The following is a 16,816-nucleotide window of genomic DNA, read 5'->3' on the forward strand; positions in this document are numbered from 1 at the left end:
CTGCTTTTCACCGGGGCCGCCATCATGACCGATTCCCATCGCCACGCGCTCGAACAATGGACGTTCGACGCGTGGCCGCCGGCCGTCGTTGCACTGTTCGACGGCACCGCGCTCGAACGCCATGCCGACTTCGCCGCATCGCTGATCGTCGCGACCGACGACGGCCAGCTGCGCACGACGCTGCTCAGCGTCGGCGAGATCCACGCGCGCGACGCGCATACGCTGCTGCTCGCGCTCTGGCCGCAATCGCGCGCGGCGCGTGCGCTGACGCAACGGCGCGCGGCCGCGTTGACGCTCGTCGCGGACGGCGCATTCTTTCAGGCACAACTGAGGATCGAGCCGCTCGAAGGGGACTTCGGGGGCCTTGCCGGATTCGCTGCGACGATCGCGCACGGCGATGCGCAGCGGGTCGGCTATGCGCGTCTCGCGACCGGCGTCACGTTTGCGCTGGAAGGGGAGGCGCGCGCCGAGGTGCTCGCGCGCTGGCAGCGCCAGGTCGAGCACCTGCGGCGCGCGGCCGCGCGGCTTCAGTGACCGCGCTGGCCGCTGCGCGACGAACGGTTGCGGTTCGCGTGCGCGGCGTTGCCGTTCGCGGGACGCGCGCCGTTGCCGCCTGACGGGCGGCCGCCGCCGCCGGCGTTGCCGCTCGCACCGCCGGCCGCGCGCGGCTTGGCCGCCTTCGCGGCCTTCGGCTGTGCATTGCCGTCGCGCTTCGCGGCCGGCTGGCCCGAGCCGCCTGCACGCGGCTGGCGATTGCCGGCACCGCCACCACCGCCGCCGCCGTTGCCGCCGCGCGGCTGCTGGCCGCGGCGTTGCTGGATCGGCTCCGGCTTCGCGGTCGGATCGGGTTCGAAGCCCGCGATCACTTCCTGCGGAATCTCGCGCTTGATCAGCCGCTCGATGTCGCGCAGCAGCTGCTTCTCGTCGACACACACGAGCGACACGGCTTCGCCGGTCGCGCCTGCACGGCCCGTGCGGCCGATCCGGTGCACGTAATCTTCCGGCACGTTCGGCAGGTCGAAGTTGACGACGTGCGGCAACTGGTCGATGTCGATCCCGCGCGCGGCGATGTCGGTCGCGACCAGCACCTGCAGCGTGCTGTTCTTGAATTCCGCGAGCGCGCGCGTGCGGGCCGACTGGCTCTTGTTGCCGTGGATCGCCATCGCGCTGATACCGTCCTTCGTCAGCTGCTCGGCGAGCCGGTTCGCGCCGTGCTTGGTGCGCGTGAACACGAGCACCTGGAACCAGTTGTGTTCGCGGATCAGGTGCGTGAGCAGCTCGCGCTTGCGATCGCGGTCGACCGGGTGGATCTTCTGCGCGACGCTTTCCGCGGTGGTGTTGCGGCGCGCGACTTCGATCAGCGCCGGCGAATCGAGCAGGTTGTCGGCGAGCGACTTGATCTCGTCGGAGAAGGTCGCCGAGAACAGCAGGTTCTGGCGCTGCGGCGGCAGCTTCGCGAGCACGCGCTTGATGTCGTGGATGAAGCCCATGTCGAGCATCCGGTCGGCTTCGTCGAGCACGAGGATGTCGAGATCCGACAGGTCGATCGTCTTCTGCTGCATGTGATCGAGCAGACGCCCCGGCGTCGCGACGACGATGTCGACGCCGCGCTTGAGCGCATCGATCTGCGGATTGATGCTGACGCCGCCGAACATCACGGTCGAGCGCAGCTTCAGGTACTTGCTGTACGCGCGCACGCTTTCCTCGACCTGGGCGGCGAGTTCGCGCGTCGGCGTGAGGATCAGCGCGCGCACCGCGCGCTTCGCGCCGCGATGCTCGGCGTAGAACGTATGCAGGCGCTGCAGGATCGGCAATGTGAAGCCGGCGGTCTTGCCGGTGCCGGTCTGTGCGCCGGCGAGCAGGTCGCCGCCGCCGAGGACGGCAGGGATCGCCTGCTGCTGGATGGGCGTCGGCGACGTGTAGCCGAGCTCGTTGACCGCCTTGACAAGCGGTTCGGCCAGGCCGAGAGATTCGAAAGACATAGATACCACTCTTGAGTTTTATGATCGGCGACGCCTCGCGCGGCCAGCGCGGGGAACGGCGTCGCAAAAAAGCAAAGGGGCGCGGAACGCAGGTCGCTCACCTGTTGCGGCGAGATCGGCGTACCGTTGTTGCCCCACGACATCCGGATATACGTGACGACTGCCGCGACTTCCTGGTTCGACAGCGACTGTGCGAACGGCGGCATCCCGTACGGACGCGGATTCTTGAACGTGCTCGGCGGATAGCCGCCATTCAGCACCATGCGGATCGGGTTGACCGCCGATTCCATCACGATCGAATGGTTGCCCGCGAGCGGCGGATACGCCGGCGGCTTGCCCGCGCCGGTTTCGGCGTGGCAGGTCGCGCAGTTGTCCGCGTAGATCTTCTTGCCCTGGTCGAACAGCGTGTTGCCGAACTGCTTCGACGGCTCGTACTGCATGTTCTTCGGCGCTTCAGCCTTCTGCGGGATCGACTTCAGGTACGTCGACATCGCGCGCGTATCTTCGTCGCTCATGTACTGCAGGCTGTTGTGCACGACGTCGGCCATCGGGCCGAACACCGCGCCCTTGTTCGACACGCCGGCCTGCAGCAGGTCCGACAGCTCCTGCACGTGCCAGTCGCCGAGGCCGAGTTCCTTGTCGTTCGTCAGCGACGGCGCATACCAGTTCTGCAGCGGGATCAGGCCGCCCGCGAAGGCTGCCGAGTTCACCGGGCCGCCCATCATGTTGATCGACGTGTGGCACATCGAGCAGTGGCCGAGGCCTTCGACGAGGTACGCGCCGCGGTTCCATTCGACCGACTTGGTCGGATCCGGCTTGTACTCGCCTTCCTTGAAGAACAGCGTGCGCCAGCCGATCAGCAGGTTGCGGTTGTTGAACGGGAACTTCAGTTCGTGCGGACGGCTCGGCACCGAGACCGGCGGGACCGAACGCAGGTACGCGTAGATCGCGTCCGAGTCGGCGCGCGTGACCTTCGTGTAGCTCGCGAACGGGAAGCCCGGGTAGAGCAGGCTGCCGTCCTTCGAACGGCCGGTGTGCATCGCGCGGTAGAAGTCGTCCGACGTCCACTTGCCGATGCCGTCCTTGTCGTCCGGCGTGATGTTCGGCGTGTACATCGTGCCGAACGGCGTCGCCATCGGCAGGCCGCCCGCGAACGACTTGCCGCCGCGCACGGTGTGGCACGCGATACAGTCGCCGACGCGCGCGAGGTATTCGCCCTTCTTGATCAGCGCGGCCTGGTCGGCCGGCGTGGCCGCGACGGCGGCAGCGCCGTGCAGCGTGTCGTTGCCCGGCCACAGGACCGGCACGAGGGCGGCGGCCGCGACGATCGCGACAGCCGAGAGTGCAAACAGGGACTTGCGTTTCATTGTGTCTGTCTCCCTTGCCTTATTGCGGTTCGCTGCCGCAGGCGAGCGGAGTCTTCATCGAACGCGCCGGTGCCGGCACGGGGTTGGCGGGCGCCGGTTGCGCGGCGAGCCATGCGGTCACGGCCGTCACGTCTTCGTCGGAAAGCTTCGCGGCGATGTCGTGCATGCAATCCGGTGCCTTCGCGTGGCGGTTGCCCGAGCGCCATGCGCCGAGCTGTGCGCTCAGATAATCGGCGTGCAGGCCGACGAGGCCCGGGATCGCCGGCTGCATGCCGGTCAGCCCTGCGCCGTGGCAGGCCACGCAGGCCGGCAGCTTGCGCGACGGATCGCCTTGCGTGACGAGCTGCTTGCCGCGCGCGAGCGTGGCAGCCGGCAGCGTCGGCTTGGCCGGCGTCGGGTACGGCGGACGTTCGGCCGAGAAGTGCTCGGCGATTTCCTTCAGGTAATCGTCGTTCAGGTAGGTCAGCAGATAGTTCATCGGCGGGTACTTGCGCCGGCCATCACGGAAGTTGACGAGCTGGTTGTACAGGTACTCCGCCGGCTTGCCGGCAAGACGCGGGAAATAGTCGTTGTCCGTGCCCTGGCCGTGAACGCCGTGACATGCGGTACAGCCGCGCACACGCTCGGCCATCGTATCGGGTGCCTTGAGCGGCGCCTGCTGGGCGTGCGCTTGCTCCGTGGGCTTGGTCTGCGCTTGGGCAGCGCTCATAAGGCCCGCGCCACCGATCAGGAGAACGGCAAGCAACGGACGGAAGAGGCGTCTTGAAGACACACGAGACTCCATGTTTATTCGTCGGGGACCTGTCCGGGCTACGATCGGCTCGGCGCATGGACGGCAGGACAGCCGGGCTGCTGCGACGCGGCATTCTATCATCGATGGGTAATGACGGCTATTTGGCAAAAGGTCATCGGTTCCTGCCTGTTTACGACTTGCGACAATTTGACGCGCTATCTGCACGCATCGTGTGAACCGGCGTGCGCTTTGACCATCGAAGACCGTACACTCGCGGGTCGCGCGGCGCCGCCTCCGCCGCAGATCCAGTCATTTCTCCCGTTTCCGGATTCATCGATGACGTTCCTTACCGTGCCGTTGCCGTCTTCCCGCTGTCGTTCCACTTGCCGCCGCGCCGCCGGCCGGCCGTTCCCGGGAGGGTGCGCGCGATGAGGATAGACAGCTTGTGGATCGGGCAGGTCGCGCTGGCGGCATTGATGGACGCGACGTTCGCGATGGCGGTCGGCTCGGCGCTGCTCAAGGCGTGGCTCGGCAAGGACGGCGCGCGGCCGGTCGTCGCGCCGTCGCATCCCGCATGGCTGCGCGCGCAACATTCGCTGGTCGCGGCGGCGCTCGCGCTCGTGCTCGCCGATCTCGGCTGGCTCGTGTACGAAGCCGCGGCGATGAGCGGCGCGGGGCTCGGCGGTGCGTTCGCCGCGATTCCCGTCATGCTCGCGCAGACCCACGCGGGCTTCGCGTGGAGCGTCGCGTTCGCCGGCGCCGTGGCGCTCGCGATCGTCGCGCTCGCGAAGCCGGACGGCCCGGTCGCGCACGCGGTGCTGTGGCTCGCGGTGATCGTGGTCGCGGGCGGCAAGGCGTCGCTCGGCCATGCGGCCGATACCGGCCTGCTGTCCGCGGCGGTCGGCGTGCAGACGCTGCACCTGCTCGCCACCGCGGTGTGGGGCGGCCTCGTGCTCGCGGGCGGGCTCGCGGTGCTGCCGGTGCTCGGCTCGTCGGTCGCGCGCGGCGCGCTGATCCGGATCGGCCAGCACCTGTCGCGTACGTCGGTGATCGCGGTCGTCTTCGTGCTCGGCACGGGCGTGCTCAATGCACTGCGCGGGCTCGGCGGCGCGCTCGCGCCGCTCGACGGCAGCACGTGGGGGCGCGTGCTGCTGCTCAAGCTGTTGCTCGTCGCGCTCGCGCTCGTGCTCGGCGGGTTGAACCGCTTCTCCGCGCTGCCGCGCCTGCGCCGTACCGCGTCGACCGAGGATGCGCACACGTTCCGCAACATCCTGCATCTCGAGGCGCTGACGATGATCGGCGTGTTCGTCGCGGCCGCCGTGCTGGCGTCCTGCGTGCCGGGGTTCGCGGCGCTCGGCTGACGGCCGGCTCGGCGCGGCGCAGGGCCGGGTGCCCGCGCGCCGCGTGCTGCGGATGCAAGAACGGCCGCCTGCCGGGCGGCCGTCTCGAAGCCGATGCGCGGCATGCCCGCCGCGCAACGCGTCTCATCTCACCTCGGCATCACCACTCGGCGACGCTGCCGTCCGCGTGGCGCCACACCGGGTTGCGCCAGCGGTGGCCCGTCTTCGCCATCTCGCGCACCTTCTCCTCGTTGACGTCGATGCCGAGCCCCGGGCCCTGCGGGATCGCGACGAAGCCGTCCTCGTAGCGGAACACCTCGGGGTTGCGCAGGTAGTCGAGCAGGTCGTTGCCCTGGTTGTAGTGGATGCCGAGGCTCTGTTCCTGGATGAACGCGTTGTAGCTGACCGCGTCGAGCTGCAGGCATGCGGCCAGCGCGATCGGGCCGAGCGGGCAGTGCAGCGCGAGCGCGACGTCGTAGCTTTCCGCGAGCGTCGCGATCTTGCGGCACTCGGTGATGCCGCCCGCGTGCGACGCGTCGGGCTGGATGATGTCGACGTAGCCGCCCGCGAGGATGTGCTTGAAGTCCCAGCGCGAGTAGAGCCGCTCGCCGAGCGCGATCGGCGTGTTGGTCTGGTTGACGATGTCGCGCAGCGCCTCGGCGTTCTCCGACAGCACCGGCTCCTCGATGAACATCAGCTTGTACGGATCGAGCTCCTTCGCGAGCACCTTCGCCATCGGCTTGTGCACGCGGCCGTGGAAGTCGACGCCGATCCCGACGTGCGGGCCGACCGCGTCGCGCACCGCCGCGACGTTCGCGATCACCTGCTCGACCTTGTCGTAGGTGTCGACGATCTGCAGCTCTTCGGAGCCGTTCATCTTCACCGCCTTGAAGCCGCGCTCGACCACTGCGCGTGCATTGTTCGCGACGTCGCTCGGCCGGTCGCCGCCGATCCACGAATACACCTTGATGCGCTCGCGCACCTGGCCGCCGAGCAGTGCATGCACGGGCACGCCGTGATGCTTGCCCTTGATGTCCCACAACGCCTGGTCGACGCCCGCGATCGCGCTCATCGTGATCGGGCCGCCGCGGTAGAAGCCGGCGCGGTACATCACCTGCCAGTGATCCTCGATCAGCAGCGGGTCGCGGCCGACCAGGTAGTCGGCGAGTTCCTGCACCGCGGCCTCGACCGTGTGTGCGCGGCCCTCGACGATCGGCTCGCCCCAGCCGACGATGCCCTCGTCGGTCTCGATCTTGAGGAACAGCCAGCGCGGCGGGACGACGAAGGTTTCGAGGCGGGTGATTTTCATGTCGCTTGTCTCCAGGGTGGACCGGCGCGGACGTGCGGACGCGGCGCCGGTCGAGTACGTGACGACGATCCTAGCGTAGCGCGTTAAAAAATAGTATTAATAGCACTATTGTGCAGATAGTGGGCAGCCGCGGCGTTGCCCATCACCGGAGAACGATCATTCAACGCGACCTGCATGGACAGACGGCCTTCCGGCTGGCGACGGCGATCCTGCGGGGCGACTATCCGCCCGAGTCGCTGCTGCCGCGCGAGCCGGACCTGATGGCGATGTTCGGGGTGAGCCGCACGGTGCTGCGCGAGGCGCTGCGCACGCTGACGTCGAAGGGACTGGTCGAATCGCGGCCGAAGGTCGGCACGCGCGTGCGGCCGCGCCGCGCATGGAACCTGCTCGACGCCGACCTGCTCGACTGGTACGCGCGCGTCGCGCCGCCGCTCGCGTTCGCGCTGAAGCTGCAGGAAATGCGCGAGATGATCGAGCCGCATGCGGCCGCGCTGGCTGCTCGCACGCATACGCCCGAAGCGTTCGATGCGATCGATGGTGCGGCGCGCGCGATGGCCGCCGCGCGCAACGTCGACGAGTGGGTGCGTGCGGACCTGCGTTTTCACCTGAGCGTGCTGGAGGCCGGTGGCAACGAACTGCTGGTGCCGCTCGGCGCGCTGATCGACCGCACGCTGGAAGCGCAATTGCATCTGAACGCGCGCCGGGCGCACGTCTACAATGCATCGCTCGCCGAGCACGTTGCCGTCAGCGATGCGATCCGCGTGCGCGACGAGGACGGCGCGCGCCGCGCGATGGCGTCGCTGCTCGCGGTGACGCGCGCGCGGATCGAGATGGCGTGACGGAAAGGGACGGGCGGTGCGGCGCCGTCAGGCGTTCGCGCAGCCGCCCGGCTTGACGATGCGCTCCGTCGATGGCGGGTACTTCGCGAGCAGGCTCGCCGGCCGCCGCGGACGCGCGACCAGGTCGCCGCCGCAGTTCGGGCAGCGGCCCTTCAGCACGTCGTCGGCGCAGGTCGCGCAGAAGGTGCATTCGAACGTACAGATGCGCGCCTCCGCCGAATCGGGCGGCAGGTCCTTGTCGCAGCATTCGCAGCCGGGGCGCAGTTCGAGCATGACGATTTTCCTTGGTCGGAGAGGGTCGGGACGGGCGCCGCCGGACGTTGCGTGCGGCGCATGCGAGCGCTACTGTACGCGTTTGGACTGGCCTGGCCAACGGTGTCCGCCCGGATACCGCCGACGCGCACGGGCCGCCCCGGGAGACGACCATGCTTTATCACGGAAGCTGTCATTGCGGCGACGTGAAGTTCGAGGCGGAAGGCGACCTGCAGGGCGTGATGGCCTGCAACTGCTCGATCTGCCGGCGCAAGGGCGCGCTGATGTGGTTCGTGCCGCGCGATCACATGACACTCCTCACGCCCGACGACAATCTCGCCACCTACCTGTTCAACAAGCACGTGATCCGCCATCGCTTCTGCAAGCGCTGCGGGATCCACACGTTCGCCGAGGGGACCCATCCGGACGGCACCGCGATGGCCGCGATCAACGTGCGATGCCTCGAGGATGTCGATCTCGATGCGCTGCCCGTCACGCACTACGACGGCCGCTCGCACTGAGCGGCGCGTCGTTGCATGAGCGCGCGGGCCGCCGTCAGGACGGCTCGACCTGCGGCGCCGGCGTTTCCGCCTGCGGCGCGGGGCCCGTCGTGCGCGTGCCGGCCGCGGCCGGGCGTTCGATCAGCGGCGCGAGCGCCGGCGCCATCGACTTCAGCAACTGCACGGCCATCGCGCTCGTGAAGTCGTAGCGCGCCGCGTAAGGCTCGTGCGCGGTCGCCGTCAGCACGCCGAAGAAGCGGTCGCCGAGCACGAACACGAACGTGCCGCTGCGATTGACCTTGCGCGACTCGATCAGCCGCGCGCCGCGCGCGTAGACATTGAAGCGCTGGTCGCCCGTCCCGGTCTTGCCGTAGACCTGCAGCGTCTTGCCGTCGGGCAGCGTGAAGCCGCCCGACAGGCGCCGCGCCGTGCCGTTCAGCACGACGTCGCGCAGCAGCGTGCGCGCCACGTTGACGATCTCCGGCGACAGCATCGGCTGCGGCTGCGCGGCCGCGCGCACGAAGCGCGTTTCGTACGGCGTGCCCTTCGCGAAGTCGAGGCGCGTGATCGTCTCGGTCGGCGCCTTTCGGCCGCCGGTCGCGATCAGGCCGATCAGTTTCGCGAGCGCGTCGGGCTGGTCGCCCGATGCGCCGATCGCGGCCGCGTAGGACGGCGTGACTTCCTCGAACGGGTAGCCGAGTGCGCGCCACGCCTTCGTGATTTCCGCATACGCGCGCAGCTCGACCATGCGGCGGATGCGCCGGTCCTGGGTCGCGTGGTAGCGCGTCTTGTACAGCCACGAGTACGTGTAGAAGCGCGCATCGCGGCTGTCGCGCCGGACCTCGGCGAGCGACGCGTTCGGGTGGGCGCGCAGGTAGTTGAGCGTCCACAGCGCGAGTGGGTGGACGCTCGCGATATAGCCGCGATCGTTGAGGTTGAAGCGGTCGATCGCGTATTTCGCGTAGAGCGCGGCGAGATCGTCGTCCGACAGCGTCGCGGCCGGCGTGCCTTTCAGCTGCGCGCGCATCTGCGCATCGAACCACGCGAGCGATTCGTTCGGCGCGACGCTGCGCAGCACCGTCGCGATCTTCGGCGGCGACTTGCGCACGGTCTGCAGCAGCAGCGCGAGCGCATCGTCGGGCGCCTTGCCCGCATAGCGCGTGTAGTAGCGCTTCACGTAGACCTGGCTTTCGCCGTCGACGAACTGCTCGAGGTAATGCTTGCGCTGCGCCGGATCGTCGAGCCACGACGACGACGGGCCGGCCGCCTGCAGCATCTCGTAATGGACGATGTCGCGCATCAGCCGCACGAACACGAGGTTGACGGAGTGCTCGAACGCCGTATGCAGCGTCAGGATGCGGCCGTTGTCCGATTTCTCGAAGTTCGAGAACACCTGCGCGCCGCCGCCCGTGTAGAACACGTCGGGGCTCGCCGAGTACTTGCGTTCGACCGACGCGTCGAGCATCGCCTGCAGCGAGCGGTCGCGCGTATGCGACAGGTAGTCGAGCGCCCAGTGCGACAGCCCGTCGAGCGGGTCGGGCTTCACTTTCGCGAGTTGCGCGTTCGACAGGTTGCCGTAGCGCGCATGCAGGTCGGAGACGATCTGCAGGTAGGTGATCAGCGTGCGCAGCTTCGCGGTCGAGCCGAGGTTGATGCGGCCGCCGCGGTTCACGTCGAACGGCTGGTTCACGCTGTCGGTCTGCACGCGCAGCATGTTCGCGCCGTTGCGATGCTCGTACAGCGTGAAGCTGTACGTGAGGTGCGACGGGTCGTCCTTCGGCGCGAGCATCTCGAAGCCGTACAGGCCGGCGGCCTGCGCGCCGTCGCGGGTCGACGCCTTCGCGAGCCGTTCGGCGACCGCCTGCTGCACGCCGTTGTCGAGCGTGCTGGTGGCTTCCAGGTCGAGCTGGTCGAGCTGGTACAGGTCGCTGATCCCGAGTGCCGACAGCAGCGACGCGCGCGCGGACGACACGGCCTTGCGCGACACGAACGACTGCACGTGCGCGGCGGTCGGCGGCGCGCTGCGTTCGATCTGCGCGGCAAGCGCCGCATCGCGCAGCGCGGGCGAGATCACGCCGCCGTTCGACAGGAGCCGCAGATAGCTGTCGGTCAGCTTCTGCAGCGCCGGATAGCCGCGATTCAGGAAGTACGACGGCGCGCGCTGCGCGATGATCAGCGACAGCACTTCGCGGAACGTCTTGCCCTGTTCGTCGACGTTGTCGCCGGTCGTCGGCGCGGACAGGATGCGGTTCACGTCGTTGAAGTCGCGGCCGTACCACGCGGCGAGACCGTCGCCGATGCCGGTGATTTCTCCCACGTGCGGCCGCGCGGCGAGCGGTACCGAGTTCAGGTAGCGCACGACGATCGCGCGGCGCGCGAGCATCGTCTGCGGGCCGTTCATGTATGCGAGGATCGACGCGGACGCGATCTGCCGCAGCTTCTCCGGCGGCGTCGCGGTGCGGCCGTCCGGCGAATGGCGGAACTTCTCGATTTGCGTCGCGAGCGTGCTGCCGCCCGGGCGTGCCTGATGACGGTTGACGACGTGCAGCGCCTGGTCGGCGAGCGCGCGGCCGAAGCGGCCCCAGTCGATCGCCGGGTTGCGGTTCGGCTGGTTCGCGTCGAGCAGGTAGCGATCCTCGATGAACAGCAGCGAATCGGCGACGACGCGCGGCACCGTGTCGAAGTCGGCGTACACGCGTTGCGGGAACACGGTCGCGAACAGCGGCGAGCCGGTCGAGTCGAACAGCATCAGCCCGGCCTGGTCTTTCTCTTCGTAAGGCAGGAACAGGCCGCGATCGGCGAGCGACAGCATCCGTTCCGAATCGCGCGCCTGCTTGCCGATGACGAAGCCGCGCGCGAGCAGATGTTGCTGGAACGCGGGAAGCAGCGAATAGCCGAGGCGCTGGTCGTACGGCCCGTTGACGGGGAAGCGGATGTGATCGCTCGCGCCCGCCTCGACGGTATAGCCGATGTCGCGGGTGAGCTCGGACAGGTAGCGCGCCTGCAGGCGCGACGTCTCGAACTCGGTCATCACGAGCCGGGCGATGATCGCCACCGCGATCACCAGTGCGGCGAGCAAGGACCACTTGATCCACGTCCAGACCGATGCACTCCCGGTCACGCGCGGCAGGATGCGATTCAGCGGCCGATTCATAGCGGCGTCTCCCTGAAGGCGCAGGCTCCGGCCGCACCCCATTAAGGATTAGTGTAGTCCTCCGCAGCGGGCTGCCAAGGGTGGTTCACTACCGAGATGCGTCGGCGCAACGCGCATGCCTGTGACATGCGGGAACCGGCCGGTGGTCGGGTGGCGCGTGTCGCCGTGACGTAACGTTTGCGCGTTCCGCTCGCGTGCCCGCGTGTGTCAACGGCGACGAGGGGGGCCGTGCCGATCGCGCCGATCGTTTTACGCACCGGCCTTGTGCATTGCGAAATCGCGACAAATCGGGTCCGATCGTATTGCCGAAGTCATGGCGCGATGCGCGACGAAGCTACGAATTTCCGAGATAGCCGGATGCACGGGCCGCAGGTACGATCGCCGGATATGCGGCGCATGTCCGTTTTCGCCGGGGGTGCCATGTCGATTCATCCCGTCGCGCTCGTTTGCACGGCGATCCTGGGGTTGATGCTGTTCGGGCTCGGCCTGGTCGTGTCCGTCACGCGCTTCCGGCGTACCACCAATTCCGGGTGTGCGTCCGATCCGACCGACGGATTGCACAAGATCGTGCGCGCGCATGGCAACACGGCCGAATACGCACCGTTTCTCGCGGTGCTGTTTCTCTATTTCGGCGCACACGACCCATCGCGCGCGATCGTCTCGTTGATCGTCGCGGCAACCGTGTGCCGCTGCCTGCTCGTGATCGGATTGCTCGCATGGCCGACCATGGCGAGGCCGAATCCCCTGCGTTTCATCGGCGCGCTCGGCACGTATCTGTGCGGCGCCGCGCTATGCGTCGCGCTGTTCGTCTGAGCAGGTCGCTGTCGCCATGGCAGCTTCGCGGGATCGTGCCGCCGCACGGCCTCGACGAAGCAGTGGATCAGCTGGTCGCACGCCCGAATCGCGCACCTGCTTGCCGATGACGAAGCCGCGCGCGAGCAGCTGCTGCTGGAATGCGGGAAGCATCGAATAACCGAGGCGCTGGTCGTACGGCGACGCCGGCGTTGGTAAAAATGGCGCGTGATTACAGCCTTTCATTCACCTGACGAAATGATCGATCAGGTGATCGATGAAAAGCCGCGCGTTGCGAGGAAAATGGCGCCGGCTCGGGTATACGACGTTCATCTCGAGTTCCTCGAGCCGATAGTCGGCGAGCAGTTCGCGCAGCCGGCCGGCGGCGAGATCCGGTGCGGCGAGGAAGTCCGGCAGCACCGCGATGCCCATGCCGGCGAGCGCCCAGTTGCGGATCAGCCCGATGTTGTTGGGCTCGTGGTGCATCGACGCGATCGTTTCCTCGACGCGGTCGATTTCCTCGATTACGTGCCGGATCTGGGCGAGGTACAGATGACCGGCGTCGCTATCGCCACAGAAGCTTCGCGGGATCGTGCCGCCGCACGGCCTCGACGAAGCAGTGGATCAGGTAGTCGCACGCGACCGTGTTGAGCGCGTCGCGGCGCGTCAGCACGCCGGCCGACACGGTCGGAATCGTCTCCTTCACGTCGATCGTGACCATCCGCTCCCGGATCCAGTCGACTTCCATGAAATGCTTCGGCACGCACGACACGGTGTCGGTGTGCACCGACAGCGAGAACGCCGCGCTGAACGAGGTGCATTCGACGATCGGCTGCGGCGCCCGGTAGCCGTGCGCGACGAACACGTTCTGCAGCAGCCGGCCGATGCTTTCCGGCGACGTGTTCAGCACCCACTGCGCATCCTGCAGCTGCGCGAGCGACGTGCAGTGGCGCAGCGGATTGCTCGCGCGCGTCATCAGGATCAGCTCCGATTCGAGCAGCGGCCGGAACGTGAATTCGGGTGACAGCCGCGTCGCATCGACGATCGCGATCACGAAGTCGAGCGAGCCGTCGCGCAGGCGCGGCAGCGCCGTGTCGAGAAAGCCTTCGCGCACGTCGAGGCGGATCGTCGGCATCCGCTGCCGAAACGCGTCGAGCGCGGCCGGCAGGAAACCGAGCGACATCAGCGGCGTCAGCGCGCACGCGAGCGCGCCTTCCTTGCCGCCTGAAAGCTGGATCACGTCGTCGCGCGCGTGCTGCATCTCCGCGAGGATCAGGCGCGCACGCGCATAGACGGCCTGCCCGAAGCGCGTGAGCTGCGCGCCGCGCGCGTTGCGCGTGACGAGCGGCACGCCGAGGTCCTGCTCGAGTTCGCGGATCGCCTTCGTGAGCGCGGGCTGCGACAGGTGGATCGCGCGCGCGGCGGCGCGCAGGCTGCCGTGTTCGGCGATGGCGGCAAGCGCCCGGAGCTGGTGGTGTTTCACGGCGTGGCAGGGCGCGGCGGCAGTGGCGACCTTCGCATCCTACACCGCGGCGGCGCGCGAAAAGCACGCGATAACCGGGCGTTATCACGATCGGAAAATGTCGCTCCGGGCTGCGTATTTTGAATGCCTAGACTGCATGCGCAGGCCGTCGAACGGGCCGCGCACCAGACCCGCATAACCAGTACGGAGACTCATCTTCATGAAGGCGCCCCGAGCGGACAGCATGTTCGGCGGGCATGTCGGCGACGTTGCCGCATCCCCGTCCAATCGCCAGCTGATCGTCGCGATCACGATCGGCAACGGCCTCGAATTCTTCGATCTCACCGTGTTCAGCTTTTTCGCGGTGCTGCTCGGCAAACTGTTCTTTCCGGCCGCGTCCGCGCAGCAGCAATTGCTGATGTCGGTCGCGACGTTCGGCGTCGGCTTCATCGCGCGGCCGGTCGGCGGCGTCGTGATCGGGCTCGTGGCCGACCGCTTCGGCCGCGTGCCGGCGATGAACCTCACGCTCGTCACGATGGCGCTCGGCACCGGGATGATCGGCATTCTGCCGACCTATGCGCAGATCGGCATCGCGGCGCCCGTGCTGGTCGTGCTCGCCAGGCTGCTGCAGGGCTTTTCGGCCGGCGGCGAGGTCGGCGTGTCGACGTCGCTGCTCGCCGAACGCGCGCCGCCCGGCGAGCGCGGCTACTACACGAGCTGGCAGTTCGCGAGCCAGGGCGCCGCGGCGCTGGCCGGCTCGTTCGTCGGCTTCCTGCTGTCGCATTTCCTCGCCCCCGCCGCGCTCGAATCGTGGGGCTGGCGCGTGCCGTTCCTCGCCGGCGTGCTGATCGCGCCGGTCGGCCTGTATCTGCGCGCGCGCTTCAATGCGATCGAGCAGCACGCGCCGGCCGCGGCCGCGCGGCGCTCGTCCGCGGTACTCGGCACCGTGCTGCGGCGCGACGGCGGCGCCGTGCTGACCGCGCTCGGCCTCGTGGTCGGCGGCACCGCGGCGCACTTCATCGTCCTCTATTACATGTCGACGTACGCGATCCGCGTGCTGCACCTGCCGATGGATACCGCGCTGTGGTGCGGAATCCTGTCCGGTGCGGTGATGTTCGTCGCCGCGCCGATCGGCGGACGGCTGTCGGACCGCACCGGCAGCAAGCGCGTCGCACTGTGGACGCGCGTGGCGCTGACCGTGCTGATCCTGCCGGGCTTCTGGCTGATCCGCGCGGTGCCGTCGATCGCGACGATGTACGCGGTCGTGATGCTGCTCGCCGCGCTGCACTCGATCAATGCCGGCGCGAACGGCGTGATCCTCGCGGAACTGTTTCCGAAGAGCACGCGGGCGACCGCGCTGTCGATCGCGTATGCGGGCGGCGTGTCGATCTTCGGCGGCTTCGCGCAGTTCATCGTCACCTGGCTGATCGGGGCAACCGGCAATCCGGCCGCGCCGGCGTGGTACGTGATCGTCTGCGGCGTGCTGTCGCTCGTCGCGCTCGCGTTTGCGTCCGATCGAAGCGCTCAGGATGACTGACCGATCTTCCTTTTCTTCCATTCGCCCCATGACCACCACCGTTTCGTTTTCGTCGTCGCCGGCCGACGTTGCCGCCGGCGACCTGTGCGACCTGCCCGCACGCACCATGCTCGATCTGCTGAAGGCGCGGCAGATCAGCGCGTGCGACCTGCTCGATGCGCATCTCGCGCGCATCGCGACGGTCAACCCGCGCGTGAACGCGCTCGTCACTGTCGTCGATCCCGATGCGCTGCGTGCCCGCGCACGCAAGATCGACGCACGCTGGGCGCGCGGCGAATGGTTGGGGCCGCTGCACGGGCTGCCGGTGTCGCAGAAGGACCTGACCGCGACGCGCGGCGTGCGCACGACCTTCGGCTCGCCGCTGTTCGCCGATCACGTGCCGCAGCACGACGCGCTGATCGTGCGCCGCTGCGCGAGTGCCGGCGCGCTGATGATCGGCAAGTCGAACACGCCGGAGTTAGGCGCCGGCTCGCATACGTTCAACGCGGTGTTCGGCGCGACCCGCAACCCGTGGGACCTGACGCGTTCCGCGGGCGGCAGCAGCGGCGGCGCTGCCGCGGCGCTCGCCTGCGGGATGAATCCGCTCGCGTGCGGCAGCGACATGGGCGGCTCGCTGCGCAACCCGGCCGCGTGGAACAGCGTGGTCGGGCTGCGGCCGTCGCCGGGCCGCGTGCCGCGCGCGCCGGACCTGAACGGCTGGGCGACGCTCGGCGTCGACGGGCCGATGGCGCGCGACGTCGCCGACACCGCGCTGCTGCTGTCCGCGATCGCCGGGCCGAGCGGCGAAACCGCGAATGAAATCGCGGAGCCGGGCGCGCGCTTCGCGCAGCCGCTCGAACGCGATTTCCGCGGCACGCGCATCGCGATGTCGCGCGGCTTGCCCGGCGTGCCGGTCGATCCGGAGATCCGGCGCGCCGTCGATGCGCAGGCGCGCGTGTTTGCGTCGCTCGGCTGCGAAGTCGAATTCGACGATCCCGATCTTTCGGAAGCCGAAGAAGTATTCCGCATCGAGCGTGCCTGGATGATCGGCACGCTGGTCGACGGCTTCGACGAACGGCAGCGTGCCGCGCTGAAGCCCGAACTCCTCGACGAATACCGGCTGCATCGGTCGCTCTCGGCCGCGGATCTCGGCCGCATGTTCGTGCGCAAGACACGGCTGTTCGACCGGATGCGTGCGTTCATGCAGCGCTATGCGTTCTACCTGCTGCCGACGACGCAGGTGATGCCGTTCGACGCCGCGCTGCGCGTGCCCGCCGATGTGCGCGGTATCGCGAACACGACCTACATCGACTGGATGCGCGTGTGCTGGCTGCTGTCGTCGACCGAGGCGCCGATCCTGTCCGTGCCGTGCGGTTTCTCCGCGACCGGCTTGCCGATCGGCATGCAGATCGTCGGCCGCTACCGCGACGACTGGGGCGTGCTCCAGTTCGGCCATGCGTACGAAGTCGCGGCCGGCAGTCGCCGGACGCTGCCGCCCGTCGTCGCCGACGCGCTGCGCTGACCACTTTTCCCGGCTGATAGCGGACCGTTCCGGTCCGTGCCGGCAGGC

13 protein-coding genes and 2 pseudogenes are annotated in these 16,816 nt (G+C 68.5%); 7 read left to right on the plus strand and 8 right to left on the minus strand.

Translation table 11 applies throughout. The features are described from left to right. Window positions 1-24: 24 nt before the first annotated feature. Window positions 25-534: a hypothetical protein gene (locus tag DIE17_RS05615; RefSeq protein ID WP_044846780.1), complete on the plus strand. Its 510-nt coding sequence runs from the start codon at window positions 25-27 to the stop codon at window positions 532-534. On the opposite strand, the gene DIE17_RS05620 is transcribed toward DIE17_RS05615, so the two are convergent. The 3 genes and pseudogenes from DIE17_RS05620 to DIE17_RS05630 form a co-directional block, all read right to left on the minus strand. Beyond that, a complete protein-coding gene (locus DIE17_RS05620; protein WP_124521065.1) occupies window positions 528-1,982 on the minus strand; it encodes a DEAD/DEAH box helicase in 1,455 nt (484 codons plus the stop codon). The genes DIE17_RS05615 and DIE17_RS05620 overlap by 7 nt on opposite strands. Window positions 1,983-2,056: 74 nt before the next feature. Further along, window positions 2,057-3,349, minus strand: a pseudogene (locus DIE17_RS05625) (c-type cytochrome); the annotation flags it as partial. Window positions 3,350-3,368: 19 nt separating this feature from the next. After that, window positions 3,369-4,133, minus strand: a complete 765-nt coding sequence (locus tag DIE17_RS05630; RefSeq protein ID WP_044844542.1) for a c-type cytochrome — start codon at window positions 4,131-4,133, stop codon at window positions 3,369-3,371. Between the two features lie 377 nt (window positions 4,134-4,510). Here DIE17_RS05630 and DIE17_RS05635 point away from each other — a divergent pair, with 377 nt between their 5' ends. Beyond that, window positions 4,511-5,443 carry a CopD family protein gene (locus tag DIE17_RS05635; protein ID WP_124486900.1) on the plus strand — a complete coding sequence of 311 codons (933 nt, stop codon included), beginning with the start codon at window positions 4,511-4,513 and terminating at the stop codon, window positions 5,441-5,443. 139 nt (window positions 5,444-5,582) lie between these two features. Here DIE17_RS05635 and dgoD read toward each other — a convergent pair whose 3' ends face one another. Further along, a complete protein-coding gene (dgoD, locus tag DIE17_RS05640; RefSeq protein ID WP_044844540.1) occupies window positions 5,583-6,731 on the minus strand; it encodes a galactonate dehydratase in 1,149 nt (382 codons plus the stop codon). Window positions 6,732-6,850: 119 nt separating this feature from the next. Here dgoD and DIE17_RS05645 point away from each other — a divergent pair, with 119 nt between their 5' ends. After that, on the plus strand, window positions 6,851-7,570 hold the full coding sequence (locus tag DIE17_RS05645; protein ID WP_260426203.1) for a FadR/GntR family transcriptional regulator: 720 nt from the start codon (window positions 6,851-6,853) through the stop codon (window positions 7,568-7,570). Between the two features lie 27 nt (window positions 7,571-7,597). Here DIE17_RS05645 and DIE17_RS05650 read toward each other — a convergent pair whose 3' ends face one another. Continuing rightward, window positions 7,598-7,843: a DUF1272 domain-containing protein gene (locus tag DIE17_RS05650; RefSeq protein ID WP_124486902.1), complete on the minus strand. Its 246-nt coding sequence runs from the start codon at window positions 7,841-7,843 to the stop codon at window positions 7,598-7,600. A gap of 152 nt (window positions 7,844-7,995) precedes the next feature. On the opposite strand from DIE17_RS05650, the gene DIE17_RS05655 reads away from it, so the two are divergent. Then, the gene (locus tag DIE17_RS05655) at window positions 7,996-8,343 is read left to right on the plus strand and encodes a GFA family protein (RefSeq protein ID WP_124486903.1); all 348 of its coding nucleotides are present in this window, start codon (window positions 7,996-7,998) and stop codon (window positions 8,341-8,343) included. A 34-nt stretch (window positions 8,344-8,377) separates the two neighbouring features. Here the strand turns inward: DIE17_RS05655 and DIE17_RS05660 are convergent, their stop codons facing one another. Next, entirely contained in the window at window positions 8,378-11,476 is a 3,099-nt protein-coding gene (locus DIE17_RS05660) for a transglycosylase domain-containing protein (RefSeq protein WP_124521066.1), read from the minus strand. Window positions 11,477-11,896: 420 nt separating this feature from the next. Here DIE17_RS05660 and DIE17_RS05665 point away from each other — a divergent pair, with 420 nt between their 5' ends. Continuing rightward, a complete protein-coding gene (locus tag DIE17_RS05665) occupies window positions 11,897-12,289 on the plus strand; it encodes an MAPEG family protein (protein ID WP_124521067.1) in 393 nt (130 codons plus the stop codon). 225 nt (window positions 12,290-12,514) lie between these two features. On the opposite strand, the pseudogene DIE17_RS05670 reads toward DIE17_RS05665, so the two are convergent. Together DIE17_RS05670 and DIE17_RS05675 are read right to left on the minus strand one after the other, a co-directional pair. Next, window positions 12,515-12,835: pseudogene (locus tag DIE17_RS05670) on the minus strand (LysR substrate-binding domain-containing protein); the annotation flags it as partial. Further along, window positions 12,834-13,751: a LysR substrate-binding domain-containing protein gene (locus DIE17_RS05675; protein ID WP_044844534.1), complete on the minus strand. Its 918-nt coding sequence runs from the start codon at window positions 13,749-13,751 to the stop codon at window positions 12,834-12,836. The gene DIE17_RS05675 and the pseudogene DIE17_RS05670, both read right to left, overlap by 2 nt. Before the next feature lie 199 nt (window positions 13,752-13,950). Between DIE17_RS05675 and DIE17_RS05680 the strand changes: the two genes are divergently transcribed. Together DIE17_RS05680 and DIE17_RS05685 are read left to right on the plus strand one after the other, a co-directional pair. After that, window positions 13,951-15,267, plus strand: coding sequence for an MFS transporter (locus DIE17_RS05680; RefSeq protein ID WP_124486907.1), 1,317 nt, complete (start codon window positions 13,951-13,953; stop codon window positions 15,265-15,267). A 28-nt stretch (window positions 15,268-15,295) separates the two neighbouring features. Beyond that, window positions 15,296-16,768 carry an amidase gene (locus tag DIE17_RS05685; RefSeq protein ID WP_124920754.1) on the plus strand — a complete coding sequence of 491 codons (1,473 nt, stop codon included), beginning with the start codon at window positions 15,296-15,298 and terminating at the stop codon, window positions 16,766-16,768. Window positions 16,769-16,816 lie beyond the last annotated feature (48 nt).

The sequence above is a fragment of the Burkholderia sp. Bp9099 genome (assembly GCF_003857805.1).
Lineage (GTDB): Bacteria > Pseudomonadota > Gammaproteobacteria > Burkholderiales > Burkholderiaceae > Burkholderia.